Origin of the sequence: Lentzea albida, from assembly GCF_900111005.1 — a bacterium.
Classification (GTDB): domain Bacteria; phylum Actinomycetota; class Actinomycetes; order Mycobacteriales; family Pseudonocardiaceae; genus Lentzea; species Lentzea albida.
The window spans coordinates 1-23,744 of sequence record NZ_FOFV01000026.1; the positions used below are offsets into that span (position 1 = coordinate 1).

25 protein-coding genes are annotated in these 23,744 nt (G+C 70.0%); 14 read left to right on the forward strand and 11 right to left on the reverse strand.

Annotated elements, in window-relative coordinates:
* On the reverse strand, positions 1-200 hold a 200-nt coding region (locus tag BMY74_RS40250), incomplete at its 3' end, for a leucine zipper domain-containing protein (protein ID WP_143091927.1).
* A gap of 178 nt (positions 201-378) precedes the next feature.
* Complete coding sequence (locus tag BMY74_RS40255) at positions 379-1,437, reverse strand: LacI family DNA-binding transcriptional regulator (RefSeq protein ID WP_089926484.1); 1,059 nt, start codon at positions 1,435-1,437, stop codon at positions 379-381.
* A 136-nt stretch (positions 1,438-1,573) separates the two neighbouring features.
* Here BMY74_RS40255 and BMY74_RS40260 point away from each other — a divergent pair, with 136 nt between their 5' ends.
* Genes BMY74_RS40260 through BMY74_RS40270 form a run of 3 tightly spaced genes read left to right on the forward strand, consistent with a single transcriptional unit; the run spans position 1,574 to position 4,350 of the window.
* Entirely contained in the window at positions 1,574-2,587 is a 1,014-nt protein-coding gene (locus BMY74_RS40260) for a sugar ABC transporter substrate-binding protein (RefSeq protein WP_089926487.1), read from the forward strand.
* 3 nt (positions 2,588-2,590) lie between these two features.
* On the forward strand, positions 2,591-3,589 hold the full coding sequence (locus BMY74_RS40265; RefSeq protein ID WP_089926491.1) for an ABC transporter permease: 999 nt from the start codon (positions 2,591-2,593) through the stop codon (positions 3,587-3,589).
* Positions 3,586-4,350: an ATP-binding cassette domain-containing protein gene (locus BMY74_RS40270; protein ID WP_089926494.1), complete on the forward strand. Its 765-nt coding sequence runs from the start codon at positions 3,586-3,588 to the stop codon at positions 4,348-4,350. The genes BMY74_RS40265 and BMY74_RS40270 overlap by 4 nt, the downstream gene beginning before the upstream one ends.
* Positions 4,351-4,371: 21 nt before the next feature.
* Here BMY74_RS40270 and BMY74_RS40275 read toward each other — a convergent pair whose 3' ends face one another.
* Both BMY74_RS40275 and hrpA read right to left on the reverse strand, forming a co-directional pair.
* Positions 4,372-4,908 carry a hypothetical protein gene (locus tag BMY74_RS40275; RefSeq protein ID WP_143091915.1) on the reverse strand — a complete coding sequence of 179 codons (537 nt, stop codon included), beginning with the start codon at positions 4,906-4,908 and terminating at the stop codon, positions 4,372-4,374.
* A gap of 16 nt (positions 4,909-4,924) precedes the next feature.
* Positions 4,925-8,791 carry an ATP-dependent RNA helicase HrpA gene (gene hrpA / locus BMY74_RS40280; protein ID WP_089926499.1) on the reverse strand — a complete coding sequence of 1,289 codons (3,867 nt, stop codon included), beginning with the start codon at positions 8,789-8,791 and terminating at the stop codon, positions 4,925-4,927.
* Between the two features lie 442 nt (positions 8,792-9,233).
* Between hrpA and BMY74_RS40285 the strand changes: the two genes are divergently transcribed.
* On the forward strand, positions 9,234-9,794 hold the full coding sequence (locus BMY74_RS40285; RefSeq protein ID WP_177230170.1) for a DUF4240 domain-containing protein: 561 nt from the start codon (positions 9,234-9,236) through the stop codon (positions 9,792-9,794).
* The gene (locus tag BMY74_RS40290) at positions 9,794-10,120 is read left to right on the forward strand and encodes a hypothetical protein (RefSeq protein WP_089926507.1); all 327 of its coding nucleotides are present in this window, start codon (positions 9,794-9,796) and stop codon (positions 10,118-10,120) included. The genes BMY74_RS40285 and BMY74_RS40290 overlap by 1 nt, the downstream gene beginning before the upstream one ends.
* Here the strand turns inward: BMY74_RS40290 and add are convergent.
* Positions 10,036-11,064 carry an adenosine deaminase gene (gene add, locus BMY74_RS40295; protein ID WP_089926510.1) on the reverse strand — a complete coding sequence of 343 codons (1,029 nt, stop codon included), beginning with the start codon at positions 11,062-11,064 and terminating at the stop codon, positions 10,036-10,038. The two genes, BMY74_RS40290 and add, sit on opposite strands and share 85 nt — an antisense overlap.
* Positions 11,065-11,166: 102 nt before the next feature.
* Positions 11,167-11,874 carry an alpha/beta hydrolase gene (locus BMY74_RS40300; RefSeq protein WP_089926512.1) on the reverse strand — a complete coding sequence of 236 codons (708 nt, stop codon included), beginning with the start codon at positions 11,872-11,874 and terminating at the stop codon, positions 11,167-11,169.
* Between the two features lie 216 nt (positions 11,875-12,090).
* Here BMY74_RS40300 and BMY74_RS40305 point away from each other — a divergent pair, with 216 nt between their 5' ends.
* From BMY74_RS40305 to BMY74_RS40315, 3 genes are read left to right on the forward strand one after another with little or no spacing between them, the layout of a single operon-like run.
* A complete protein-coding gene (locus BMY74_RS40305; protein WP_089926515.1) occupies positions 12,091-12,462 on the forward strand; it encodes a DUF4180 domain-containing protein in 372 nt (123 codons plus the stop codon).
* 52 nt (positions 12,463-12,514) lie between these two features.
* Entirely contained in the window at positions 12,515-13,561 is a 1,047-nt protein-coding gene (locus tag BMY74_RS40310; protein WP_089926518.1) for a threonine aldolase family protein, read from the forward strand.
* On the forward strand, positions 13,558-14,676 hold the full coding sequence (locus BMY74_RS40315; protein WP_245786659.1) for a site-specific integrase: 1,119 nt from the start codon (positions 13,558-13,560) through the stop codon (positions 14,674-14,676). The genes BMY74_RS40310 and BMY74_RS40315 overlap by 4 nt, the downstream gene beginning before the upstream one ends.
* A 552-nt stretch (positions 14,677-15,228) precedes the next feature.
* Here the strand turns inward: BMY74_RS40315 and BMY74_RS40320 are convergent.
* Positions 15,229-15,678 (reverse strand): YybH family protein, encoded by a 450-nt coding sequence (locus BMY74_RS40320; RefSeq protein WP_089926521.1) that lies wholly within the window; start codon positions 15,676-15,678, stop codon positions 15,229-15,231.
* Positions 15,679-15,785: 107 nt separating this feature from the next.
* Here BMY74_RS40320 and BMY74_RS40325 point away from each other — a divergent pair, with 107 nt between their 5' ends.
* Both BMY74_RS40325 and BMY74_RS40330 read left to right on the forward strand, forming a co-directional pair.
* Positions 15,786-16,160, forward strand: a complete 375-nt coding sequence (locus BMY74_RS40325; protein ID WP_089926524.1) for a YciI family protein — start codon at positions 15,786-15,788, stop codon at positions 16,158-16,160.
* Positions 16,157-17,335, forward strand: a complete 1,179-nt coding sequence (locus tag BMY74_RS40330) for an RNA polymerase sigma factor (protein ID WP_245786660.1) — start codon at positions 16,157-16,159, stop codon at positions 17,333-17,335. Before BMY74_RS40325 ends, BMY74_RS40330 begins: the two co-directional genes overlap by 4 nt.
* Here BMY74_RS40330 and BMY74_RS40335 read toward each other — a convergent pair.
* Genes BMY74_RS40335 through BMY74_RS40345 form a run of 3 tightly spaced genes read right to left on the reverse strand, consistent with a single transcriptional unit; the run spans position 17,307 to position 19,883 of the window.
* Positions 17,307-17,999, reverse strand: coding sequence for a histidine phosphatase family protein (locus tag BMY74_RS40335; protein WP_177230171.1), 693 nt, complete (start codon positions 17,997-17,999; stop codon positions 17,307-17,309). The genes BMY74_RS40330 and BMY74_RS40335 overlap by 29 nt on opposite strands.
* Before the next feature lie 10 nt (positions 18,000-18,009).
* The gene (locus BMY74_RS40340; RefSeq protein WP_089926529.1) at positions 18,010-18,837 is read right to left on the reverse strand and encodes an undecaprenyl-diphosphate phosphatase; all 828 of its coding nucleotides are present in this window, start codon (positions 18,835-18,837) and stop codon (positions 18,010-18,012) included.
* Positions 18,834-19,883, reverse strand: coding sequence for an LLM class F420-dependent oxidoreductase (locus BMY74_RS40345; RefSeq protein WP_089926532.1), 1,050 nt, complete (start codon positions 19,881-19,883; stop codon positions 18,834-18,836). Before BMY74_RS40345 ends, BMY74_RS40340 begins: the two co-directional genes overlap by 4 nt.
* A 72-nt stretch (positions 19,884-19,955) precedes the next feature.
* On the opposite strand from BMY74_RS40345, the gene BMY74_RS40350 reads away from it, so the two are divergent.
* From BMY74_RS40350 to BMY74_RS40360, 3 genes are all read left to right on the forward strand, one after another.
* On the forward strand, positions 19,956-20,921 hold the full coding sequence (locus BMY74_RS40350) for an aldo/keto reductase (RefSeq protein WP_089926535.1): 966 nt from the start codon (positions 19,956-19,958) through the stop codon (positions 20,919-20,921).
* A 203-nt stretch (positions 20,922-21,124) separates the two neighbouring features.
* Entirely contained in the window at positions 21,125-21,781 is a 657-nt protein-coding gene (locus tag BMY74_RS40355) for a YncE family protein (RefSeq protein ID WP_089926809.1), read from the forward strand.
* Positions 21,778-21,990 carry a DUF5703 family protein gene (locus BMY74_RS40360; RefSeq protein WP_089926537.1) on the forward strand — a complete coding sequence of 71 codons (213 nt, stop codon included), beginning with the start codon at positions 21,778-21,780 and terminating at the stop codon, positions 21,988-21,990. Before BMY74_RS40355 ends, BMY74_RS40360 begins: the two co-directional genes overlap by 4 nt.
* 118 nt (positions 21,991-22,108) lie before the next feature.
* Here BMY74_RS40360 and BMY74_RS40365 read toward each other — a convergent pair whose 3' ends face one another.
* On the reverse strand, positions 22,109-22,915 hold the full coding sequence (locus BMY74_RS40365; protein WP_342718420.1) for an aldo/keto reductase: 807 nt from the start codon (positions 22,913-22,915) through the stop codon (positions 22,109-22,111).
* A gap of 69 nt (positions 22,916-22,984) precedes the next feature.
* On the opposite strand from BMY74_RS40365, the gene BMY74_RS40370 reads away from it, so the two are divergent.
* Entirely contained in the window at positions 22,985-23,707 is a 723-nt protein-coding gene (locus BMY74_RS40370; RefSeq protein WP_089926540.1) for a helix-turn-helix domain-containing protein, read from the forward strand.
* Positions 23,708-23,744: the final 37 nt, after the last annotated feature.

The window sequence follows — 23,744 nt, forward strand, 5'->3', positions numbered from 1 at the left end:
TGCGGGGTGGTGAGCGGACGACTGGAGCGGTCGGCCAGGCCGGCCTCGCCTTCGCAGCGCCAGCGACGTATCCACTTGTGGGCCGTTGCCCGGGAGATGCCCATCTCGGCGGCCACGTGGGCGACCGGCCGACCTGTCAGGACGCGAGTGATCAGAAGCCGCCTGCCATGAACGGTCAGGCGGGCGTTACGGTGGGACACGAAGGCCTCCGTGCGGTGCAGATTCGACACCTACACCACACACGGAGGCCTTCCCCATGATCAAGGCCCGTCAACAACGCTCGTGGTCAATACAGCTAGGCCGTGTCCCGGAGGTTCGTCCGGTGGCAGGCGCGGGCGAGGGCCCCGGAGGCGGTGCCGTCTCCGGGGCCCTCGCCCGCTACTGCCGCCCGACGAGACTTCCGGGACCCGGCCTAGGTGCGATCTCACCTGAGCCGCGGTGCACGAGCGCGGCGGGGACGACGGCGTGCACCGGTGGTGAGGTGTCGCCGTCGATGCGGGCGAGGACGAGGTCGGCGGCTTTGCGGCCGATGCCGGGGACGTCCTGGCGCACGACGGTGATGCCGGGGTCGAGCAGGTCGGCGAGCGGGAAGTCGTCGAAGCCGATGACGGCGACGCGGTGGTGCAGGCCGCGTTCGCGCAGCACGCGCTGGGCGCCGACGGTGACGAGGTTCTGGGCGGTGAACAGCGCGGTGGGCGGCCGGTCGAGGTCGAGCAGCGTGGTGGTGGCGGCCGCGGCGAGGTCCTCGCCGTGCAGGTCGGTGCGCACGAGTTCGCCGCGCAGCGGCACTCCGGCGTGCGCGAGGCCTTCGACGTAGCCGGCGTAGCGCTCCTGGCTGGTCCACAGGGTGCGGCGGTCGCCGAGGAACGCGATGTCGCGGTGGCCGAGCGCGGCCAGGTGCCCGACGGCGTCGCGGGAGCTGGCGCGGTTGGTGGTGGTGACGCAGTCGGTGGCGCCGAAGGTGGGCGGCCGGTCGACGAGCACCATCGGGGTGCCGCGTTCGCGTTCGTGCTGCAGGGCGTCCTGGTGGCCGCCGGCGGCCATGACGACGAGGCCGTCGACGCGGCGCGCGGACAGCGAGACGAGCAGTTCGCGTTGCTGGGTGTGGTCGTCCTCGCTGCTGCCGGCGAGCACGAGGACGCCGCTGTGGCGGGCGCGGTCCTCGACGGCGCGCAGCAGGGCGGCGTCGAAGGGGTTGGAGAGGTCTTCGAACAGCACGCCGATGGTGGCGCTGCGGCGGTCGGAGCGGCGCAGGCTGCTGGCGGTGAGGTTGGGCCGGTAGCCCAGGGTGCGGGCGGCGTCGCGGACGCGTTCGGTGACCTCGGTGCCGGCGCCGGGCAGGCCGTTGATCACCCGCGACACGGTCTTGGTGCTGACCTTCGCGAGCGCGGCGACGTCGCGCATGGTGGGTTCGCGTCTGCCCGCTGCGGGGTCCATGGCCACGTCCTTTGGACTCTTGCGTCAACGATGACGTGAACGGTATACCCGATTGGGTCCACGCGTAGCTGCTCTTCCGTTATTCACGGTGGGACTGCGGAGTGCTGGCTACGTCAACGTTGACGTAGGAGTTGTCATGCGCAGATCGTTCGGGGTTGTCAGCGCAGCGGCGTTGCTCGTGCTCACCGCGTGCGGAGGTGGTGGCTCGTCCGGCGGCGGGTCGACACTGGTCGGGCTGGTCACGAAGACGGACACGAACCCGTTCTTCGTGAAGATGAAGGAGGGCGCCCAGCAGGCGGCGTCGTCGTCGGGCGCGACGGTGCAGTCGTTCGCGGGCAAGCAGGACGGTGACAACCAGACGCAGGTCGACGCGATCGAGAACCTGATCGCCTCGGGCGCGAAGGGCATCCTGATCACGCCGAGCGACTCGAAGGCGATCGTGCCGTCGGTGGACAAGGCGCGGGCGGCGGGCCTGCTGGTGATCGCCCTGGACACGCAGCTGGAACCCGCGGACGCCGCCGACGCGACGTTCGCGACCGACAACTACAAGGCCGGGCTGCTGATCGGGCAGTGGGCGAAGGCGAAGTTCGCGAAGGAGGGCAAGCAGGCCAAGATCGCGCTGCTGGACCTCAACCCGAACCAGGTGTCGGTGGACGTGCAGCGCGACCAGGGGTTCCTGGAGGGCTTCGGCGTCGACGTGAAGGACAAGAACCGCATCGGTGACGAGTCCGATCCGAGGATCGTGGGACACGACGTGACCGACGGTGACCCCGCGGGCGGGCGCACGGCGATGGAGAACCTGCTGCAGAAGGACCCGGCGATCAACCTCGTGTACACGATCAACGAGCCGGCCGCGGCGGGCGCGTACGAGGCGCTGAAGGCGGCGGGCAAGGAGAAGGACGTCGTGATCGTGTCGGTCGACGGCGGCTGTCCGGGCGTGAACAACGTCAAGGCCGGGGTCATCGGGGCGACGTCGCAGCAGTACCCGCTGAAGATGGCGCAACTCGGCGTGGAAGCGGTGGCGAAGTTCGCGAAGGACGGCTCGAAGCCGCAGAACACCGACACCGGCGTCACGCTCATCACCGACCAGCCCGCCGACGGCGTGGAGTCCAAGGACTCGGCGTTCGGCCTGCAGAACTGCTGGGGCTGAGCCATGACCGTGGTGGAGGAACGGGACCGATCCGTGCTCACGCGCGTGCAGCACCTGCTGCACGCGCAGGCCACGATCGGCCCGGCGGTGGTGCTGCTGGTGTCGGTGGTGGTGTTCGCCCTGTTGTCGGACAGGTTCCTGACGCCGGGCAACATCTCGCTGGTGCTGCAGCAGGTCGCGGTGGTCGGCACGCTCGCGGTGGGGCAGACGATCGTGATCCTGACGGCGGGCATCGACCTGTCGTGCGGGGCGATCATGGTGCTGACGTCGATCGTGATGGCGAAGGTCGCGGCGGAGACGGGCCTGCCCGGGCTGCCGGCACTGCTGCTCGGGTTCCTGGTCGGCACGCTGTGCGGGCTGCTCAACGGCCTGCTGGTGACGCGGCTGAAGCTGCCTCCGTTCATCGTCACGCTGGGCACGCTCAACGTGTTCTTCGCGCTGAACCTCTGGTACTCGGGCAGCGCGACGATCCGCGGCACGGACATGCCGCCGTTGCTGCTGTGGACGGGGCAGACGTTCACGGTCGGCGGCACCCGGATCACCTACGGCTCGATCCTGCTGGTGCTGCTGGTGGCGGTGATGGCGTTCGTGCTGAAGAACACCGCGTGGGGCCGGCACGTGTACTCGACCGGCGACGACCTGGAGGCCTCGCGCCTGTCCGGGATCCGCACCGCGCGGGTGCTGCTGAGCGTGTACGCGACGGCGGGGTTGATCTACGCGGTGGCGGCGTGGACGTTGATCGGCCGGATCGCCTCGGCGAGCCCGCAGGCCGGGCAGACCGACAACCTGGACTCGATCACGGCCGTCGTGATCGGCGGGACGTCGCTGTTCGGCGGCCGCGGCGCGGTGGTGGGGTCGCTGATCGGCGCGTTGATCGTCGGCGTGTTCCGCAACGGCCTCGCGCTGGCCGGCGTGGACGTGCTGTGGCAGACCATGGCGGTCGGCGTGCTGATCATCGTCGCGGTGTCGCTGGACCAGTGGATCAGGAAGGTGAAGGCATGACCACCCCGATCCTGCAGGCCACAGGCCTGGTCAAGCGGTACGGCAAGGTGACGGCGCTGGCCGGGTCGGACCTGGAGCTGTTGCCGGGCGAGGTCCTCGCGGTCATCGGCGACAACGGCGCCGGCAAGTCGTCGCTGATCAAGGCCCTGTCCGGGGCGGTGATCCCGGACGAGGGCGAGATCCTCCTCGACGGGCGACCGGTGTCGTTCCCGAGCCCGCTGGACGCGCGCCGGGCGGGCATCGAGACGGTGCACCAGTCACTGGCGGTCGCGCCGTCGCTCGACATCGCCGCGAACCTGTTCCTGGGCCGCGAACGACGCCGTCCCGGCGTCCTGGGCTCGGTGTTCCGCATGCTCGACCGCACGGGCATGCGGGAGGAGGCGCGCCGCCAGCTCGACGCGCTGGGGATCATGACGATCCAGAACCCCGGCCAGGCCGTGGAGACCCTGTCGGGCGGTCAGCGCCAGGCGGTCGCGGTGGCGCGCGCGGCGGCGTTCGGCAGCCGGGTGGTGATCATGGACGAGCCGACCGCCGCGCTGGGCGTGCGGGAGTCCCGCGCGGTGCTGGACCTGATCCTGCAGGTCCGCGACCGGGGTCTGCCGGTGATCCTGATCAGCCACAACATGCCGCACGTGTTCGAGGTCGCCGACCGCATCCACATCCAGCGCCTGGGCCGCCGCAAGGCGGTGGTGGACCCGAAGTCGGTGTCGATGTCGGACGCGGTGGCGATCATGACCGGTGCCCTGGAGCCGCCCGCCTGAGGTGCCGCGGTGGTCCGCGGCCTACCGGAGCAGGTCGCGGACCACCGACTCCAGCGGCGCGATGAGGTGGGGTGAGGCCATGAGCTCTTCCGAGAGCAGCACCGTGTCCGCGCCGACGCGCCGCCAGAACTCGCCCTCGACGGGGATCTCGACGAGGCTCAGCGAGAACACCGGTTCGCGGCCGAGTTCCCCGGTAAGCTGCGCGACGACCTCGCGGAGCACCGCGGAGAAGTTCTCCCTGGCCTTCGGGGCGACGCCGGGGACGTGGGGCCGCCAGTCCTCGTAGGCGGCCCGGAGCTCACCGGGCAGCCCGACCGGCCAGCGGCTGGGCACGTGCTGCGCGCCGCGGGCGAGGAACGACTGGCTCCACCACCGGTCCCACGCCGACCCGAAGGTCTCCGGCACGTACACGTCGTGCACGCGCGGCACCGGCGGGGTCAGGCGCGGGATCGAGTCGGCGGTGGGGGTGCTGATGCCGAGCGCGTCACGGACGTAGAGCGCGAACGTGTCCCCGTCGCCGCTCGACACCTGCCACGTGGAATCCCCGGGGAAGCGCATGTTCCACGGTAGCGGCTCACAGGGGCACGGCGTCGAGCGCTTTGTAGATGCGCTTGTCGCTGATGGTGTAGCGGGTCTTGATGGTCTGGGCGAAGTAGGACAGGCGCAGTTCCTCGATCATCCAGCGGATCTCGTCGAGCTCGGGCGCGGGCTCGTCGGCCGGGGTCTGGGCGCGCAGTTCCCGGTACTCGGCGTGGACCTGGTGGACCTGGTTCGTCCAGTCGAGGTCGCGGCGCGGGTTCTCGGGCAGCTTCTCGATGCGCCGGGCGATGCCTTTGAGGTAGCGCACGAGGTCCGGGAGCCGGTCGTAGCCGGTGTGCGTCACGAAACCCTTGTACACCAGCGAGTTGAGGTGCGCGCGGATGTCGTTGGCGGAGTCCGGTGCGCCCTTGAGGCCGGAGAGCGCCAGTTCGGCCTGGTGGGCGGCTTCGAGGACCTTGCGGACCTCCTGCACGACGACCCAGGTGGTGTCGTTGAGCGCGGCCTGGACCTTCCTGAGCTGGGCGGCGTAGGCCTTCGCGTCCCAGGCCGGGTCGCCCATGAGCCGGTCGACGGCGGCCATGATGCAGTCCGCGAGCAGCGCGGCGACGCTGCCGTGCGGGTTGCGGGTCAGGGCGAGCTTGGCGGCGTTGTCGAGGTGGCGCTGCAGGTGCTTGACGGGTGAGTTGACGCCGAGCAGCAGGAGTCTGCGCACGCCGCGGCGGTGGGCGTAGGCCTGTCTGCCGGGGGTGTCGAGGACCTTGATCGCGACGTTCTCACCCCGGTCGACCAGGGACGGGTAGGCGGTGACGGTGATGCCGGACTGCCGTTGCTCGATCGTCTTGGGCAGGGCGTCGAAGTCCCAGGTGGTGATGCCGGTGCGTTCGAGGTGGCCGGCGGCCTGGCTGAGCGATTCGCGGACCTCGTCGCGCAGCTTCTCCTTCAGCGCGGCGATGTCCTTGCCCTCGGCGAGGGTGCGGTTGTGCTCGTCGACGACCTGGAAGGTGAGCTTGAGGTGGTCGGGGACGGCGTCGAACTGCCAGTCCTCGCGGTGCACGGTGACACCGGTGAGGGCTTTGAGCTCGCGTTCGACGCCGCCGAGCAGGCTGGTCTCACCGGGCTTGATGCGGGCCAGCACGGCGGTGGCGACGTCGGGGACGGGCACGAAGTTGCGGCGGATCTGCTTGGGCAGCGACCGGATCAGCGCGACGACGAGGTCGTGGCGCAGGCCGGGGATCTGCCAGGAGAACGCGTCGTCGTCCAGGGTGGTGAGCGCGGGCAGCGGGAGCTGGACGGTGACGCCGTCGTTCTTCGTGCCGGGCTCGAAGTGGTAGCTCAGCGGCAGCGTGAGCTCGCCCTGGCGCCACTGGTCGGGGTAGGCGTCGGGGGTGACGTCGGCGCGGTCGTTGACCAGCATCTCCCTGGTGAAGGTGAGCTGGTTCTTGTCCTTCTGCTTCTTCCACCACGAGTCGAAGTGCCGCGCCGAGACGACCTCGGGGGCGACGCGCTTGTCGTAGAAGTCGAACAGGGTCTCCTCGTCGACGACGATGTCACGGCGCCGGGCCCGGTTCTCCAGCTCGCCGACTTCCTCGAGCATCGCCCGGTTGGTGTGGAAGAACCGGTGATGGGTGGTCCACTCCCCCTGCACCAGGGCGTGGCGGATGAACAGCTCCCGCGACAGCTCGGGGTCGATGCGGCCGTAGTTGACCTTGCGGCCGGCGACGATCGGCACCCCGTACAGCGTCACCTTCTCCAGCGCGACGACGCTGCCGCGTTTGGTCTCCCAGTGCGGTTCGGAGTACTGGCGTTTGACGACGTGCTCGCCGAGGCGTTCGGCCCACTCGGGTTCGATCTTGGCGACGATGCGCCCCCACAGGCGGCTGGTCTCGACGAGTTCGGCGGCCATCACCCACTGCGGCGGCTTCTTGGCCAGGGCCGAGCCGGGGAAGATCGCGAACTTGGCGTTGCGGGCGCCGAGGAACTCCGTCATGGGACGGCGTTTCTCGTTGGGGGCCTGCTTCTTGAGGACGTCCTTGACGCCGATGTGGCTGAGCAGCCCCGACAGCAGCGCGATGTGGATGTTGCGCGGGTCGCCGGGCTGGTCGTTGAGGTGCATGCCGATCTGCTTGGCGACCTGCCGCAGCTGCAGGTAGATGTCCTGCCACTCGCGCACCCGCAGGTAGTTGAGGAACTCGGCCTTGCAGCGCTTGCGGAACTGGTTGCCGGACAGTTCCTTCTGCTGTTCCTTGAGGTACTGCCAGAGGTTGAGGAACGTGACGAAGTCCGATTCCTTGTCGACGAACCGCGCGTGCTGCTGGGTCGCCGCCTCCTGCTGGTCGGCGGGACGCTCGCGCGGGTCCTGGATGGACAGCGCCGCGGCGATGATCATGACCTCTTTGAGGCAGCCGGTGGTGTCGGCCTCCAGCACCATGCGGCCCAGCCGCGGGTCGACCGGCAGGGCGGCGAGCTTGCGGCCGGTGGGGGTGAGCTTCTTCTCGGCGGCGTTGATGGCGCCGAGCTCCTGCAGCAGGCCGATGCCGTCGTTGATGTTGCGGCTGTCGGGCGGGTCGATGAACGGGAACTTCGCGACGTCGCCGAGGCCGATGTTGGTCATCTGCAGGATGACGCTGGCGAGGTTGGTGCGCAGGATCTCCGCGTCGGTGAACTCCGGGCGCGCCTCGAAGTCCTCCTCGGAGTACAGGCGGATGCAGATGCCTTCGCTGACGCGGCCGCAGCGGCCCTTGCGCTGGTTCGCCGACGCCTGGCTGATCGGTTCGATGGGCAGGCGCTGGACCTTGAGGCGGTGGCTGTAGCGGGAGATGCGCGCGTTGCCGGGGTCGATGACGTACTTGATGCCGGGCACGGTGAGGCTGGTCTCGGCGACGTTGGTGGACAGCACGATCCGCCGGCCGGTGTGCCGCTGGAACACGCGGTGCTGCTCGCCCACGGACAACCGCGCGTAGAGCGGGAGGATCTCGGTGTTCTTCAGGTCCTCGGCCTTGAGCGCGTCGGCGGTGTCGCGGATCTCGCGTTCGCCGGACAGGAAGACGAGGACGTCGCCGGGCCCTTCGGCCTGCAGCTCGTGGACGGCGTTGATGATGCCCTGGGTCTGGTCGTCGTCCTCCTCCAGCGGCCGGTAGCGGGTCTCGACGGGGTACGTGCGGCCGGAGACCTCGATGACCGGGGCGTTCTCGAAGTGCTGGCTGAACCGCTGCGGGTCGATCGTCGCCGAGGTGATGACGACCTTGAGGTCCGGGCGGCGCGGCAGGAGCTGCTTGAGGTAGCCGAGCAGGAAGTCGACGTTGAGGCTGCGTTCGTGGGCCTCGTCGATGATGATCGTGTCGTAGCGGGACAGCTCGCGGTCGGTCTGGATCTCGGCGAGCAGGATGCCGTCGGTCATGAGCTTGACCAGCGTCTCGTCCCCGGACTGGTCGGTGAACCGGACCTTGTACCCGATCGTGTCACCGAGCTTGGTGCCCAGCTCCTCGGCGACGCGCTCCGCGACCGTGCGCGCGGCGATGCGACGCGGCTGGGTGTGCCCGATCTGCCCGGTGATCCCGCGCCCCAGCTCGAGGCAGATCTTCGGCAGCTGCGTGGTCTTGCCCGAGCCGGTCTCGCCGGCGACGATCACGACCTGGTGCCGCGCGATCAGGTCTTTGATGTCGTCCTTGCGCTGGCTGACGGGCAGCTCTTCGGGATAGCTGATCTTCGGGACGGACTCCCTGCGCAGCGCGACCTTGAGCGCGGCCTCGTCGATCTGGGCGGCGATCTCCTCGGTGATCTTCTTGCGCGCGAGCGGGTCCTTGACCTTGCGTGCGCCGTCGAGGCGCCTGGCGAGCCTGCGTTGATCACGCGGCATGAGCTCGGGCAGGCGTTTGTGCAGTTCAGCGTGCGGGGTGTCCATTTGGGTTCAAGGATAGTCAGGCCATGCGAATCGTTCGCGCCAATAACGGCCGGAGCGTGCCGGCGGGCGCTCGGTGCCGGGGTGGCCGGTGGGCTGACCTGGGACGACGGTGGTGACAGCCCACCTGTCGGCGGTGGGTGAGATCGCCGACTCCGGGTGCGGCCCGGTGAGCGGCGGGACGGACCGCCCCTCCGCTTTCCCACCGCCCTCCCTCCGGCTCCACCGAAGCTCCTCACCGCCCAGCCCCCGGTGCCCGGCCCCCTCCGCTTCCCGCCACCCGAGTCCTCCCCTACCGCACGCCTTCCTTCCGCTTCCCCCTCCATCCCCGGTCCGCAGCCCACCTCACCTCTGCCACACCCCCGATTCGCCTCCCGCACACCCCTGAACTGCGGCGATGCGCGGCCGTCCAAAATTGTCAGACCCCCTCGCTAGCGTCTGCGGCATGGACCTGAACGCGTTCTGGGGCCTGGTGGAGTCCTCCGCTGCGGGGGCGTCCAGCCAGGACGACCGGCTGGAGCGGCTGACGGCCGCGCTGGCCGCGCTGCCTGCGGGTGAGGTGGTGGAGTTCGCGGTGCGGCTCGACGAGGTGCGGCACCGGGTCGACACGTGGGCGCACTGGCACGCGGCGGATCTGATCTGCGGCGGGTTGTGCTCGGACGACGGGTTCTTCTACTTCCAGGCGTGGCTGGTGGGTCAGGGGCGGGCGGTGTTCGAGGCGGTGGCCTCGTCGCCGGACGCGCTGGCGGAGCTGCCTCACGTGCGGGTGCTGGCGTCGCGCGGTGGTGTGCACGCGTGGGCGGACGGGGACTGGCCGGACTGGGAGGGTCTCGACTACGTGGCGGCCGAGGCGTTCGACGGGGATCTGGAGGCGGAGCTGGCCTCGCGGGGGCTCGAGCTGCTCGCGTGGCCGGATCCGGTGGGTGAGTCGTGGGATTTCGCTGATCCGGCGGAGATCGCCGCGCGGGTGCCGCGGTTGGGTGCGTTGTTCGGGAAGGTGGCGTGATGGACGTGCCGGTCGATGTGGTGGTGTGGCGGGCTCCCGGTCCGGCGTCGTTCCCGGAGGCGGCGGCCCGGTACGCGGAGTTGCGGTCCTCGCCGCTGGGCGCGTTCGAGCCGTCGGTGGCGGCGTTCGTGAGGGAGTTGCGGCAGACGTCGCCGGATCCCGCCTCGCCCGTGTCGTGGGACGAGGCGCTGACGGTGGGGGTGGACGCGGTGATCGTGCACGTGGTGTGGCCGGGGCGGCGTCAGGTGCTGGAGCTGGTGGCGTTGCTGGCGTCGCGGCACGGGCTGGTGTGCTTCGAGCCCGCCCGCCAGGCGGCGATGTCCTGACGCAGCGCGGTCTTCGTGCTCTCGGGTGCGAAGGAGGCGTCGACGGCGTTGGTGGCGAGGTCCGCGAGGGTGTCGTCGTCGAAGCCGAGGTGGTCGCGCAGCAGCCGGTACTCGTCGGTGAGCGTGGTGCCGGTGGAGGCGGGGATGTCGGTGCTGAGCGTGACGGTCAGCCCGGCGTCGAGGAGTAGCGGCAGTGGATGAGAGGAGAGGGATTCGACCAGTCCCAGTGCGACGTTGGACGACGGGCAGGCCTCGAGCGGCACGGCGCGGTCCCGCAGCAGGGCGACGACTTCCGGGTCGTCGAGTGCGCGGAACCCGTGGCCGATGCGGTCGGCGAGCCCGACGGTCACGGCTTCGGCGACGCTGTGCGCCCCGCAGATCTCTCCGGCGTGGTGCACGAGTCCGACTCCGGCGTCTCGCGCGGCGCGGAACACGTCGGTGAACGGGGTGAGCGGGTGGTCCTCCGCTCCGGCCATCCCGATCGCGACGACCCGCGGGTGTGCGCGGGCGAGCCGCAGGGAGTCCTGAAACCGCGTGACCGAGCGTTTCCTGGGGTGGTCCACGATCACACGGCATTCGATGCCGTGGGCGGCCTGTCCTGCGGCGAGCCCGGACAACACCGCCTCGAGCGGCATGTCCGGATCACCGAGCCGTTCTCCGTGCGCTGCCGCGGTGAACGTGACCTCGGCGTACCGGGTCCCCTGCGCTGCTTCCTCGGCGCAGAACTCGTACGCGATCCGGTGGAAGTCCCCGGCTCGCCGCAGGCAGTCCCGCACTGCGCCGTTGTGCGCGGCGAACTGCGCGAACCCGTCGAACGTGCCGGCCTGCACGGCCGGCACGTCGATGCCGTGGTCCTCGGCGAGTTCCGCGAGGGTGTCCGGGCGGACGGTGCTTTCGAGGTGCACGTGCAGGTGGGCCTTGGGCAACGTCGCGAGATCACGCATGGGACGCGACGCTACCCAGGCCGACGGGCCGCACGCCTGGGGATTTTCGCCGTGTCACCCGCCGAGGGGTGACACAGCATGTCCTGGTGCGGCACGGTCGCGTTACCGGGCGAGGAATGCCACGGCGGCGTCGAGTTCGTGCTCGGGCACGTCGCCGTGTCCTCCAGGGTTGGCGTGCAACGACTTCCCGGGCGCGGCGAAGGCGTCGAACAGCGCCAGTCCGGCGTCGCGGCCGACGAGCCGGTCGTCCCACTGCAGCAGGAACCGGACGGGCACGGTGATCGCCCTGGCGGCGGTCACGAGTGCGTCGGTGGCGCCGATCAACCCGAACACGGCGGTGTCGACGCGGGGTTCGCGGGCGACGAGCGGGATGCCGATGGCGCTGCCCATCGACGTGCCCCAGAACCCCACGTGGTCGCCGAGATCGGGCAGGGCGTCGAGCAGCGACCGCCACTCCGGGATCGCACGGGTGGCCTGCAGGGCGTTGTACTCGGCGAGGATCGCGGAGGCGTCGCGCCCGCGGGCGAGGGCGGCGCGGATCTCGGTGATGTACCGGTCGTCCTCGGTGGTGCGGGGGCGGTCGCCGTGGGCGGGTGAGTCGAGGGTGATGACGGCGAGTCCGGCGGCGGTGCACCGGTGGGCGCGGTCCACGGTGCGGGCGGCTCGTTTGTGCTGGCCACCACCGTGGGCGCTGAGCACGAGGCCCGCGGGGTCGCCGGGTGGGGTCCACAGCACGCCGGGGACGCCGTCGTGGGTGAAGTCGCGTTCGATGGTGCCGTCGGGGGACGTCGTGGTGGAGCTGAAGCGCATGGGAGGAGCCTTTCGGGGCTGCTGGAGCGCTCCCGTGGCGACGCGCTGAAGGTGTCAGGCCACTACGAGGGAGGAGCGCCCATCCGGGTTGACCGCGTTGATGGGACTCACCTCCTCGGGCCGTTCGCGTGGGCCGGACCCTACCAAGCGGTGATCACCGGCCGCAGCGGAATTCGGCGCGACAGCGGGTGTGGGCGGCGATTAGGTTGCGGTGCCATGCCTGATGTTGTGCAGACGCGCCACGGCGCGACGATGCTGATGTGCGCCCCGGACGGCCCGAAGATCGCCGACGAGCAGTCCGCCGTGGACCTGATCGGCACGTTGTGGGGCCAGGACGTGCAGTGGCTGGTGCTGCCGGTGCAGCGGTTGCCGCAGGACTTCTTCGTGTTGCGCACGCGGGTGGCGGGCGCGGTGGTGCAGAAGATGCAGCAGTACGGGTACCGGGTCGCGGTGGTCGGGGACATCTCCGGTCACGTGGAGGCGAGCACGGCGCTGCGGGACTTCGTCTACGAGTCGAACCGGGGCCGGCAGCTGTGGTTCGTGCGGGACGAGACGGAGCTGGACGCACGCCTGCACGACGCGGCCTGACCACAGCGAACGGACCTATTGCAACTCACTGGCAATAGCTAGGCTGGGTGGCATGGACATCCGCCGTTCCCTGTCGCAGCACAGCGGCCCGCGCAAGTCGCCCCACGAGCTCGCCCGCCGGCTCGCCGCGTACGTCACGCCCGAGACCCGTCCGGAGGATCCGGTGCGGGAGCTGGAACTGCGGGTCGCGGACCTGCTCGGCAAGCCGGCGGCGTTGTTCTTCCCGTCGGGAACGATGGCGCAGCAGGTGGCGCTGCGGGTGCACGCCGAACGCACGGGCCGGCGCGCGTTCGCCGGGCATCCGCAGACGCACCTGCACGTGTGGGAGAACCAGGGCTACACCGCCCTGCACGGTCTGCGGTTCCACCCGGTCGGCGACCGCAACGAACTGTTCGGCCTCGACGACCTCAAGGCGGTGCACGAGCCTCTCGCGGCCGTGGTGTTCGAGCTGCCGCAACGCGACATCGGCGGTGTCCTGCCCGCGTTCGGGGACCTGGCGGCGCAGGTGAGGTGGACCAGGGAGTCCGGGGCGGCCGCGCACTGCGACGGCGCGAGGCTGTGGGAGGCGCAGACCGGCTACGACGCCACGTTCGCCGAGATCGCCGCCCTGTTCGACACGGTCTACGTGTCGCTCTACAAAGGACTCGAAGGCGTGCGGGGCGCGGTGCTCGCCGGGGACGCCGAGACGATCGGGCAGGCCGCGGTGTGGCGGCGCCGGATGGGCGGCGCGATCGCGGACGCCTGGCCGCTCGCGGCGATCGCCCTGATCGGCATGGACACGAACCTGCCGCGCATGGCCGAGTTCCGGCGGCACGCGCGGGCGATCGCCGAGGCGATCAACGCCGACGGGTTCGCGCACACGACCCCGGACGTGCCCGCCACTCCCCTGTTCCACGTCCACCTGCCGATGTCGCGCCACGACGCGCAGAAGGCCGCCCAGCACCTCACCGGGGAGACCGGGATCAGGCTGTTCCTCTACGCGCGGTCGAACCCGGACCCGCGCCGCTGCAGCTTCGAGGTGAGCATCGGTGTCAGCGGCCTGGAGTTCACGCCGCACGAGGTCGTGGAGTTGATCAAGGGACTACCATCTCGGGTGTGAGCCTGCCCGAACCCGTCCAGCACGCCCTGGTCAGGGTCTCGCACTCGGTGCTGATCGACGTCGACGCGCTCGCGAGCGTGCGCGAGAGGTTCGACGACGAGCAGGCCGCGTCGCTGAGCGGCTACCTGCGCAGCGCCCAGTCCCCCAACACCGTGCGGGCCTACCGGTCGGACTGGATTGCGTGGGCGGGCTGGTGCCAGGCCGAGGGCCGTCAGGCGTTGCCGGCCGACCCGCTCGACGTCGCGGTGTACCTGGCGGTCGCCGCGGACACGCTCAAGCCCGACGGCACGCCCGCGTTCGGCGCCTCGACCCTGGAACGCAAGTCCGCGGCGATCTCCGCCGTGCACGCGGCGAACGGCCTGCCGAGCCCGACCCGCAGCGACGTCGTGCGGCTGACATTGCGCGGTATCCGCCGCACGCGCAAAACACAGCCACGCCGCAAACGGCCCGTGCTGCTCGACACCCTCGAAGCACTGCTGCACGAACGCCCGCAGCACGGCCCGGCGCGCGCGAGGGACGCCCTGCTGCTGCTGGTCGGCTTCGCGGGCGCGCTGCGGCGCAGCGAACTGGCCGCGATCGAGTTCGACGACGTCACGGTCGACCTCGACCCGCGCACCCACGAACCGCTGCTGCTGATCCGGCTGGGCACGACCAAGACCGACCAGACGGGCAAGCACCAGCAGTCGGTGGTCCTGCCGCGCGGCAGCAGACGCCCGACCTGCCCGGTGTGCGCGTTCGCGGACTGGGCCGACGTCCTCGACGGCCGCGAGATCTCCGAGACCGGCCTGCACCGCTGCCACGGCTACCAGCAGACCGGGCGCCGCGGCGCGGTGTTCCCGATCATCAACCGGCACGGCGGCATCAGCGGCAAGGCCATGTCGGGCCGCGCGGTGGCGGAGCTTGTCAAGCGGTACGCGGTGCGGGCGGGCCTGGACCCGGACCTGTTCGGCGGGCACTCGCTGCGGGCCGGGTTCGCGACGCAGGCGGCGCTGGGCGGGGCGAGCGACCGGGAGATCATGCGCCAGGGCCGCTGGACCAACCCGCGCACGGTGCACCGCTACATCCGCACCGCGAACCCCCTGGAAGACAACGCCGTCACCCGTCTGGGCCTCTGATTCTGTGAGCCACATCTCACGCAGCGTAGTTAACTGTAAACAAGATCCCTCCGGCAGGACTGGACCGGACAGAGCAGCCCGCTAGGCCACAAGCAGGATCGAAGTGGAAAGTTTCCGCTTTGTTTCCACACCCCGTGAGCTGCTCTTTTGCCGTCCGATCCGTCCGAATCCCGCCTGTCTGACCAGCGCACGAGCGCAATTCGTGAATCGGTCTCGCACTCTGGGAGTGGCACGAACACGTGCACCGACAGCAATACGATCACCACACCCGGTCATCGACGATGGTCGGGTCGTTCCACCGGTGATCACCCCGGCCCCCTGTAACGCCGGAGCGAACACCCCCTGCAGCGGAACAAGGAGCGTTCATGAAGAGCGTCACCACGCGACTCGGAGCTCTGCACGCGACAGCCGGGCAGGCGGAGACGACCTCTCCCGCCCCCGGCCCGTCCCGCCGAGCACCGCTCGCCTCCTAGAACCACGCGGGATCCGCCGCAGGAACGCCGAGGTCCGGACCGACCCCCTGCACGGTCCGGGCCTCGGCACAGCGGCGGCTCAGGGCTCCAGGTCGGTCGCCGCCAGGAACGACCCGTCCATGTGGAACGGCACCGACTCGTGCGAGTGCGTCACCAGCCACCGCCCCTCACGCCGCCGCAGCCCCACCGTCACGCGCATCCACATCGAGAACCCCTGCGGATACCCGACCGGCACCGCCGCCAGCCGCGCCAGCCCGTGCGCGAACGCCACGTCCCCGGACACCACCACCTCGAGATCGCGGTGCTCCAGCGTGATCGGCCCGTCGAACCCGGCCATCCACCCCGCCACCGCCTCCGGGTCCCGCGCGTCCAGCCCCGTGTTCCGCAACGGCGGCGCCAGCGTGCACGTCACCGCGTCCCCCGCGAACCGCGCCACCACCCGTCCCGGATCCCGCAGCCGCATGCCCTCCTCCTGCTCGGTGAACAACGCCAGGATCTCGGCCTCGTCCCGCACCAACGTCCGAGTCATCTCACAACCTCCGTCTCGAAGTGACACTCCGATGTCGAGACACGGCCCGCGGTCTCGACACGGCGGTGAGAAGATTTTTCGGGCGACCAGCCACGAGGAGGCCGGAAGTGAAGTACCTGATCCTCATCTACAGCAACCCCAAGTCGCGGGCCGCGTGGGACAAGCTCACCGAAGAACAGCAGCGCAAGTTCGGCCAGGACCACTACGACCTCACCGACAAGCTCCGCGCCTCCGGGGAACTCGTCGTCAGCGAAGGCCTGCCCGGCCCCGAGACCGGCAAGGGCGTCAGCATCCGAAACGGCGAGGTCGTCGTCACCGACGGGCCCTTCGCCGAGGCCAAGGAGTACCTCGCCGGCTTCTACCTCGTCGAAGCCGACACGATCGACCAGGTCATCGCCCACGCCGCCACCCTGCCCGACGCCCACAACGACGGCATCGAGGTCCGCCCCGTCTGGGACATGTCGATGCTGGACGGCGCGTGACACAAGAGGTGGAGGGCCTGCTGCGCACCCTCGCGCCGCAGGTCCTCGGCGTGCTCGTCCGCCGCCACGGCCAGTTCGACGTCTGCGAGGACGCCGTGCAGGAAGCGCTGCTCGCCGCCACCCAGCAGTGGCCCGCTCAGGGCGTCCCGGACAATCCCAAGGGCTGGCTCATCACCGCCGCCTCACGCCGCTGGATCGAGCAGTACCGCGCCGACACCGCACGCCGCCAGCGCGAGGACAAGGTCGTCACCCTCACACCCCCGCCACCCGACCCCGTACCCGCCCAGGACGACACGCTCACCCTCCTCGCCCTGTGCTGCCACGAGACCCTCACCACGGCCTCCCAGATCGCCCTCACGCTCCGCGCCGTCGGCGGCCTCACCACCGCCGAGATCGCCCGCGCGTTCCTCGTCCCCGAAGCCACCGTCGCGCAACGCATCAGCCGCGCCAAGCAGAAGATCAAGCAGTCCGGCGCGAGGTTCCGGCCACCCCGCGACCTCACCGCCGTCCTGCACGTGCTCTACCTGATCTTCACCGAAGGCTCCACCGCCAGCTCCGGCGACGACCTGCTCCGCGTCGACCTCACCGCCGAAGCCCTCCGCCTCACCCGCCAGCTGCACCACCGCAGACCCCACGACGGCGAACTCACCGGCCTGCTCGCGCTCATGCTGCTCACCGACGCACGCCGCCCCGCCCGCACCGACCCCCACGGCGCCCTCATCCCACTCGCCGACCAGGACCGCACCCGGTGGGACCCGCACGCCATCGACGAAGGCACACAACTCATCAGGACCGCGCTGCAGACCGCCCAGATCGGCCCCTACCAGCTCCAAGCCGCCATCGCCGCCGTCCACTCCGAGGCCAAGACCGCCGAGGACACCGACTGGACCGAGATCCTCGGCCTCTACGACCTGCTCACCGTCACCGCACCCGGCCCGATGGTCTCACTCAACCGCATCGTCGCCGTCGCCATGGTCCACGGCCCCCAGCAGGCACTCGACGCACTGTCCACACTGGAACTCGACCACCACCGCGTCCACGCCGTGAAAGCACACCTGCTCGACCTGCGAGGCGACCACGACCAAGCACGCCACGAGTACGAGAAAGCCGCCAGGCTCACCCTCAGCGTCCCCGAACAGCGCTACCTCAGGTCCCGGTCGCGCCGCCCACGGTAGCGTCCGACGACGGCGCCTCCTGCGGCGGCGCCACCGGCACCACACCCGACAGGTCCCCGCCGTTGTCGTTGGTCCGCAACACAAAAGGCCGCGTCTGCGTGTACTGCACCACCGAGATCGAACACGGATCCACCACGATCCGCTGGAACCCGTCCAGATGCACACCCAACGCGTCCGCCAGCACCGCCTTGATCACATCACCGTGCGAGCACAACACCCACACAGCACCAGGACCGTGCTCCTCCGAAATCCGCGCGTCATGCGCCCGCACCGCCGCCACCGCACGAGCCTGAACGTGCGCCAAACCCTCACCCTCGGGGAACACCGCGGCGGACGGATGCTGCTGCACGACCTTCCACAAAGGCTCGTCGTACAGGTCCTTCAACGCCTTACCGGTCCACGCCCCGTAATCCACTTCGGACAGATCCGGCTCCGCCACGGCCTCCAACGACCGATCGGCCAGCAACGGCGCCAACGTCTCCTCACACCGCTGCAAAGGAGACGACACCACCGCGCTGACCGGAACGTCCTTCAACCTGCCCACGAGAGCCGCCGCCTGCGCCCGCCCCCGCTCGTCCAACCCCACACCCAACGATCTCCCGGCGAGCACACCGGAACCGTTGGCAGTCGAACGAGCATGTCGGAGCAGGATCACCGTGGCCACGGCACCCACCTTAGATCGGCTGCAACAACCCCATCGACAGCAGCCCCATCAGCACCAGGCCCAGCATCAACCGATACCAGACGAACACCGAGTACGAATGCTTCGACACGTACTTCAACAACCACGCGATCGTCGCGTAACCCACCACGAACGAGATGATCGTCGCCACGATCATCTGCGGAATCGACGCCTCCCCAGCCCCACCGGTCCGCTCCAGCACGTCCGGAATCGAGAACAACCCCGCCCCGAACACCGCCGGAATCGCCAGCAGGAACGAATACCGCGCCGCCGCCTCACGCGTCAGACCCAGGAACAACCCGGCCGTCAACGTGCCACCCGAACGCGACACACCCGGGATCAACGCCAGCGCCTGCGCCAACCCCATCCCGATCGCGTCCTTCATCCGCAGCTCATCACGCTGCTGCTTCGCCAGATGATCCGCCAGACCCAGCAGCAGACCGAACACCACCAGCATCGTCGCCGTGATCCACAGGTTCCGCGCCGACGTCCGGATCTCGTCCTTGAACAAGTACCCGAGCACCGAGATCGGCACGGAACCGATGATCACGTACCAGGCGAGCTTGTAGTCCTTCTCCTTGCGCGCTTCCGCGCTGAAGAGGCCGCGGAACCAGGCGCTGATGAAGCGCCCGATGTCCTTGGCGAAGTAGATCAGCACCGCCACCTCGGTACCCAACTGGATCACCGCGGTGAACGAAGCGCCCGCGTCGTTGCCGAAGAACAGCGTCGACGTGATGCGCAGGTGCGCACTGCTGGAAATCGGCAGGAATTCCGTCAGTCCTTGGACGAGTCCGAGGACAAGAGCCTGCAACCAGCTCAACTACCCACTCCTGCCAGATCCAGAGCCTCGGCCGCGGTGCGAAGGCCCGCGATCCCCTGCTCCAGATCTTGCAGCATCGGCGAAACGGACAGCGTGGTGACCCCCGCCGCGGCGAGCGCCTTCATCCTGTCTGCTATGCGCTCCTTCGACCCCAGCAACGCCGTCGCGTCCAGGAACTCCAGCGGGATCGCCGCCATCGCACCCGCGTAGTCCCGCGACAGGTACTTCTCCTGGATCTCCTCGGCCTGCGCCGGAAAACCCATCCGCACCATCAGGTTGTTGTAGAAGTTCTGCTTCCGGCTGCCCATCCCGCCCACGTACAGAGCCGTGTACGCGCGAACCGGATCAGCACACGCCTTCCAGTCCTCACCAACCACCAGCGGCACCGTCGGAACGACGTCGAAGCCCTCCATCGTCTTGCCGGCCTTCTCCCGGCCCGCCCTCACCGACGCCAGCGACTCCCCCGAGAACTCCGGGGAGAAGAAGATCGCCAGCCACCCGTCCGCGATCTCCCCCGTCAGCTCCAGGTTCTTCGGCCCCACCGCCGCCAGGTAGATCGGGATCTGCTCCCGCACCGGGTGCACCGTCAGCTGCAACGCCTTACCGGGACCATCCGGCAACGGCAGGGTGTAGTGCTCACCCTCGAACCGCAGCTTCTCCCGCGTCAGCGCCTTCTTCACGATCTCCACGTACTCACGCGTCCGCGCCAGCGGCTTGTCGAACCGCACACCGTGCCAGCCCTCCGACACCTGCGGCCCCGACACACCCAGCCCCATCCGGAACCGGCCACCCGACAACGTGTCCAAAGTGGCCGCCGTCATCGCCGCCATCGCGGGCGTCCGCGCCGGGATCTGGAAGATCGCGCTACCGACGTCGATGCGTTCGGTCTGCGCGGCCACCCACGCGAGCACCGTCGGCGCGTCGGAGCCGTAGGCCTCCGCGGCCCACACCACCGAAAAGCCGAGCCGGTCGGCCTCTTTGGCCAGCTCAAGGTTCGCGGCGTCGTTGCCGGCGCCCCAGTATCCGAGGTTCAGTCCGAGCTTCACGCAGCGAGACCCTACCGGTCAGTAACACCGATTGCCAGGCTGACACGATGATCACCCCTTAGCATCGCGCACGTGGAACAGCGATACCTCGGCCGCAGCGGCCTCCGCGTCTCCAGGACCGCGCTGGGCACGATGACGTGGGGCCGCGACACCGACCCGGACGAGGCCGCCACCCAGCTCATGGCGTTCGCCGACGCCGGCGGCACCCTCGTCGACACCGCCGACGTCTACACCGACGGCGAAGCCGAACGCATCCTCGGCGGCCTCCTCGGCGAGATCGTCCCCCGCGACGAACTCGTCCTCGCCACCAAAGCCGTCGCCCGCCGCACCGAAGGCCCCTTCGGCGGAGGCGCCTCCCGCGGCGCCCTCCTGCACGCCCTCGACGGCTCCCTGCGCCGCCTCGCCGTCGACCACATCGACCTCTGGCAACTCCACGCCTGGGACGCGGGCGTCCCCGTCGAGGAATCACTCTCCGCCCTCGACCACGCCATCACCTCCGGCAAGGTCCGCTACGCCGGCATCTCCAACTACAGCGGCTGGCAACTCGCCACCGCCGCCATGACCCCCACGACCTACCCGCTCATCTCCACCCAGGTCGAGTACTCACTGCTCGAACGCGGCATCGAACGCGAAGTCGCCCCCGCCGCCCTGCACCACGGCCTCGGACTCCTCCCGTGGGCCCCTCTCGGCCGCGGCGTTCTCACCGGCAAGTACCGGAACGGCACCCCACCCGACTCCCGCGGCGCCTCCACCCACTTCGCCGGCTACGTCGAACAACACCGCAACGACCGCGCCGCCCGCATCGTCCAGGCCGTCGCCACCGCCGCCGAAGGCCTCGGCACCTCCGCCCTGTGCGTCGCCCTCGCCTGGGTCCGCGACCGCCCCGGCGTCGTCGCGCCCGTCGTCGGCGCCCGCGACACCAACCAGCTCATCGCGTCCCTCGAAGCCGAGCAGCTCACCCTGCCCCCGGCCATCCGCGCCGCGCTGGACGACGTCAGCGCCATCGAGCTCGGCTACCCCGAACGTCCGATGCCCTGAACGAGCTCCTCCCGTCTGTGCGGTCGTTGGTCTTTGTGTCGGCTGGTTCGTTACGACCAGATGGATATTAATTTTGGTCTACACTGAAACTATAGAGATAAATGCGCAGGCGTCCGGATGAGTTTCACCCCACCCCTTGCGTGACCTCCGGCCGAACGTCGTGGATCCTGGAAGACCACGACGTATGCCAGGAGGAACCGATCTTGCGCCGGCTCGCTGCTCTGATCCTGACCACCGCCACGCTCGCAGCGTGCGGCCAGAGCGAGGGGTCACAGGATCCGCTGCAGGTCGCGGAAGTCCTCGAAGCGGCCAAACCCGCCCGCTCCCCCGCCCAGAACGCCACCCCGCCCGGTGACATCACCCCCGGCGGCACGTTCACCGAGGGCGACTCCACGCAGAAGTTCCAGGTCAACGGCCGCAACGTCGAGCTCGACCGGCTGCGCAGCGCCGTCTTCGAGATGACCACCGACGACAAGGGCGCCGAAACCAGGGGCACCGGCCTGCGCGCCGGCGACGGCGCCACCAACGGCGTCCCCGACCGCTTCGGGCGCCTGCTCGTCGTCGACACCCGCGGCGGTGAGTTCATCGCGTTCTCGATCAACCCGCTGATCATGCGCCAGCGCTACCCCGTGCCCGGTACGCCCTACGGCATCGCCTACGACGGCAAGCGCGACATCGCGTGGATCACGCTCACCGACCGCAACGAGGTCGTCGGCCTCGACGTCGCCGCGGGAGAACCGGCCGAGAAGTACCGGTTCCCCACCGTGCGCCAACCGAACACCGTCAGCGTCGACCAGGAGTCCGGACGCGTCACCGTCACGTCCGGCGACAACGGAGGGGTACAGGTGATCTCGCCATGACCGAAGGGGTGATCGACGGAGACTGGGAGTACCGGCCGCTGCGTCTGCCGCCCGGCATCTCCCGCCGCACCGCGACCACGCAGCTGGCCATCCAGGCCGAGTTCGCGGGCTGGGAACTGTCCCGCACGCTGCTCTACAGCGACGGCTCCCGCAAGATGTGGCTCCGCCGCAAGGTCCAGCCCTCGTTGCTGCCGGGTCTCATCACCTGACGACGACGGCAGGTCCGAACGCGCCGGGATCACACTCGGCGATGAAGTCCGTCGGAAAGCCCCGCTCGAACGGGGCCGCCGCCTCCAGGCGCGCGACCGCTTCCGGCGGCAGCACCACCTAGCCCAGGCAGTCCAGCACCTGCTCCGGCGTCCGCGCGCCCACCAGCGGCAGCGCACCGGACGAACGCACCCACGCCAACGCCACCCGAGCCGGCGTCGCCCCCACCGAGTCCGCGACCTCCCGCACGGCCCGCGCCGCCCGTTCCTCCCGTTCGGACAGCCGCCCGGAACGTCGCGTGCCACCCGAGAGCTTCCCCGCCGCCAACGGCGCCCACGCCGCCACGGTCAGCCCCAGCACATCCGCCATCGGCAGCAACTCCCGCTCCACGTCGCGCTGGAGCAGGTTGTACGGCACCTGCAACCCCGCGAACGGCGTCCAGTCACGCCACTCCGCCAGCGTGTTCGCCCGTGCCACGAACCACGCCGGCGCGTCGGACACCCCGACGTAGAGCACCTTCCCCGCCCGCACCACGTCGTCCAGCGCCCGCATCGTCTCCTCGACCGGCGTGTGCCGGTCCCACAGGTGCACCCACAGCACGTCCAGGTAGTCCGTGCGCAACCGCCGCAACGACCGCTCCAGCGACGACACCAGGTTCTTGCGGTGGTTCCCACCCGCGTTCGGATCCGCCGGATCCCGCGTCAACGCGTACTTCGTCGCCAGCACGAACCGGTCCCGCCGGCTCAGCACCGCGCCGAGCACCTCCTCGCTCTCGCCGTAGGCCGAGGCGGTGTCGAGGAAGTTCCCACCGGCGTCCGCGTACGCCTCGACGACGGGCCGCGCCACGTCCTTCGAACGCAGGGTCATGGTGCCCAGCAACAACTCCGAGACCCGCAGGCCGGTCCGTCCGAACAGTCGGTATCGCATGATCCACAGCATCGCCGCGTCCGCCGGACCGAGGGAGTCCCGCCCAGGGCCCCTCTAAGCTCGCCGCTCATGGCCGACAACGCCCTGGGCCGGTTCCTGCGCGCCCGCCGCGAAGCCACCACTCCCCCGACGACCGGACGACGCCGCACCCCGGGCCTGCGCCGCGGCGAACTGGCCGACCGCGCCGGCATCAGCGTCGAGTACCTCACCCGCCTCGAACGCGGCACCGACCGCTCCCCCTCCGGCCAGGTCCTGTCCGCCCTCGCCGACGCGCTGGCGATGACCGCCGACGAACGCGTCCACCTCTACCGGTTGATCAAGGCCGGCACGACCTGCGCCCCTCCCCCGCCACCGGCGCTGCGGCCAACTGTGCGTGCGACCTTGGCCGCACTCGAACCCACCGCGGCCGCCGTCCTGTCCCCCGCGGGCGACGTGCTCGCGTGCACCCCGAGGTTCCGCGAGATCTCCGGCCTGGACGACGAGCCGAACCTCGTCCGGTTCGCGTTCGGTCCGCGAGCCCAGGCCCACCACCCAGACTGGGACCAGGTCGCCCGTGACCGCGCCGCCGCGCTGCGTGCAGCCGCTGACCTGGGCGATCCCACCGCCGCCGCGCTCGCGTTCGAACTCTCGATCACCGCCGGCGCCGCCTTCACCGACCGCTACGACGCCGCGGCCTCACTTCCGCCCACCACCGGCACCGAACACTGGGGCTCCCACCTCGTGGCGTTCGAGACGCTCTACTTGTCGGGTGAGGGCGAGCTCCGACTGATGGTTGTTTTTAGTCAACACTGAAGCTATAGAGTTTGACGATACACGAACGGATGACAGA

Excerpts from the sequence above, each read along its gene's own strand:
- BMY74_RS40320 (WP_089926521.1), bottom strand. The coding sequence starts at position 15,678 with ATGACTCGGACGTTGGTGCGGGACGAGGCCGAGATCCTGGCGTTGTTC.
- BMY74_RS40255 (WP_089926484.1), bottom strand. The coding sequence starts at position 1,437 with ATGGACCCCGCAGCGGGCAGACGCGAACCCACCATGCGCGACGTCGCC.
- BMY74_RS40310 (WP_089926518.1), top strand. The coding sequence starts at position 12,515 with ATGGACATCCGCCGTTCCCTGTCGCAGCACAGCGGCCCGCGCAAGTCG.
- BMY74_RS40265 (WP_089926491.1), top strand. The coding sequence starts at position 2,591 with ATGACCGTGGTGGAGGAACGGGACCGATCCGTGCTCACGCGCGTGCAG.
- BMY74_RS40360 (WP_089926537.1), top strand. The coding sequence starts at position 21,778 with ATGACCGAAGGGGTGATCGACGGAGACTGGGAGTACCGGCCGCTGCGT.
- BMY74_RS40305 (WP_089926515.1), top strand. The coding sequence starts at position 12,091 with ATGCCTGATGTTGTGCAGACGCGCCACGGCGCGACGATGCTGATGTGC.
- BMY74_RS40290 (WP_089926507.1), top strand. The coding sequence starts at position 9,794 with ATGGACGTGCCGGTCGATGTGGTGGTGTGGCGGGCTCCCGGTCCGGCG.
- hrpA (WP_089926499.1), bottom strand. The coding sequence starts at position 8,791 with ATGGACACCCCGCACGCTGAACTGCACAAACGCCTGCCCGAGCTCATG.
- BMY74_RS40300 (WP_089926512.1), bottom strand. The coding sequence starts at position 11,874 with ATGCGCTTCAGCTCCACCACGACGTCCCCCGACGGCACCATCGAACGC.
- add (WP_089926510.1), bottom strand. The coding sequence starts at position 11,064 with ATGCGTGATCTCGCGACGTTGCCCAAGGCCCACCTGCACGTGCACCTC.
- BMY74_RS40285 (WP_177230170.1), top strand. The coding sequence starts at position 9,234 with ATGGACCTGAACGCGTTCTGGGGCCTGGTGGAGTCCTCCGCTGCGGGG.
- BMY74_RS40260 (WP_089926487.1), top strand. The coding sequence starts at position 1,574 with ATGCGCAGATCGTTCGGGGTTGTCAGCGCAGCGGCGTTGCTCGTGCTC.
- BMY74_RS40365 (WP_342718420.1), bottom strand. The coding sequence starts at position 22,915 with ATGCGATACCGACTGTTCGGACGGACCGGCCTGCGGGTCTCGGAGTTG.
- BMY74_RS40275 (WP_143091915.1), bottom strand. The coding sequence starts at position 4,908 with ATGCGCTTCCCCGGGGATTCCACGTGGCAGGTGTCGAGCGGCGACGGG.
- BMY74_RS40370 (WP_089926540.1), top strand. The coding sequence starts at position 22,985 with ATGGCCGACAACGCCCTGGGCCGGTTCCTGCGCGCCCGCCGCGAAGCC.
- BMY74_RS40270 (WP_089926494.1), top strand. The coding sequence starts at position 3,586 with ATGACCACCCCGATCCTGCAGGCCACAGGCCTGGTCAAGCGGTACGGC.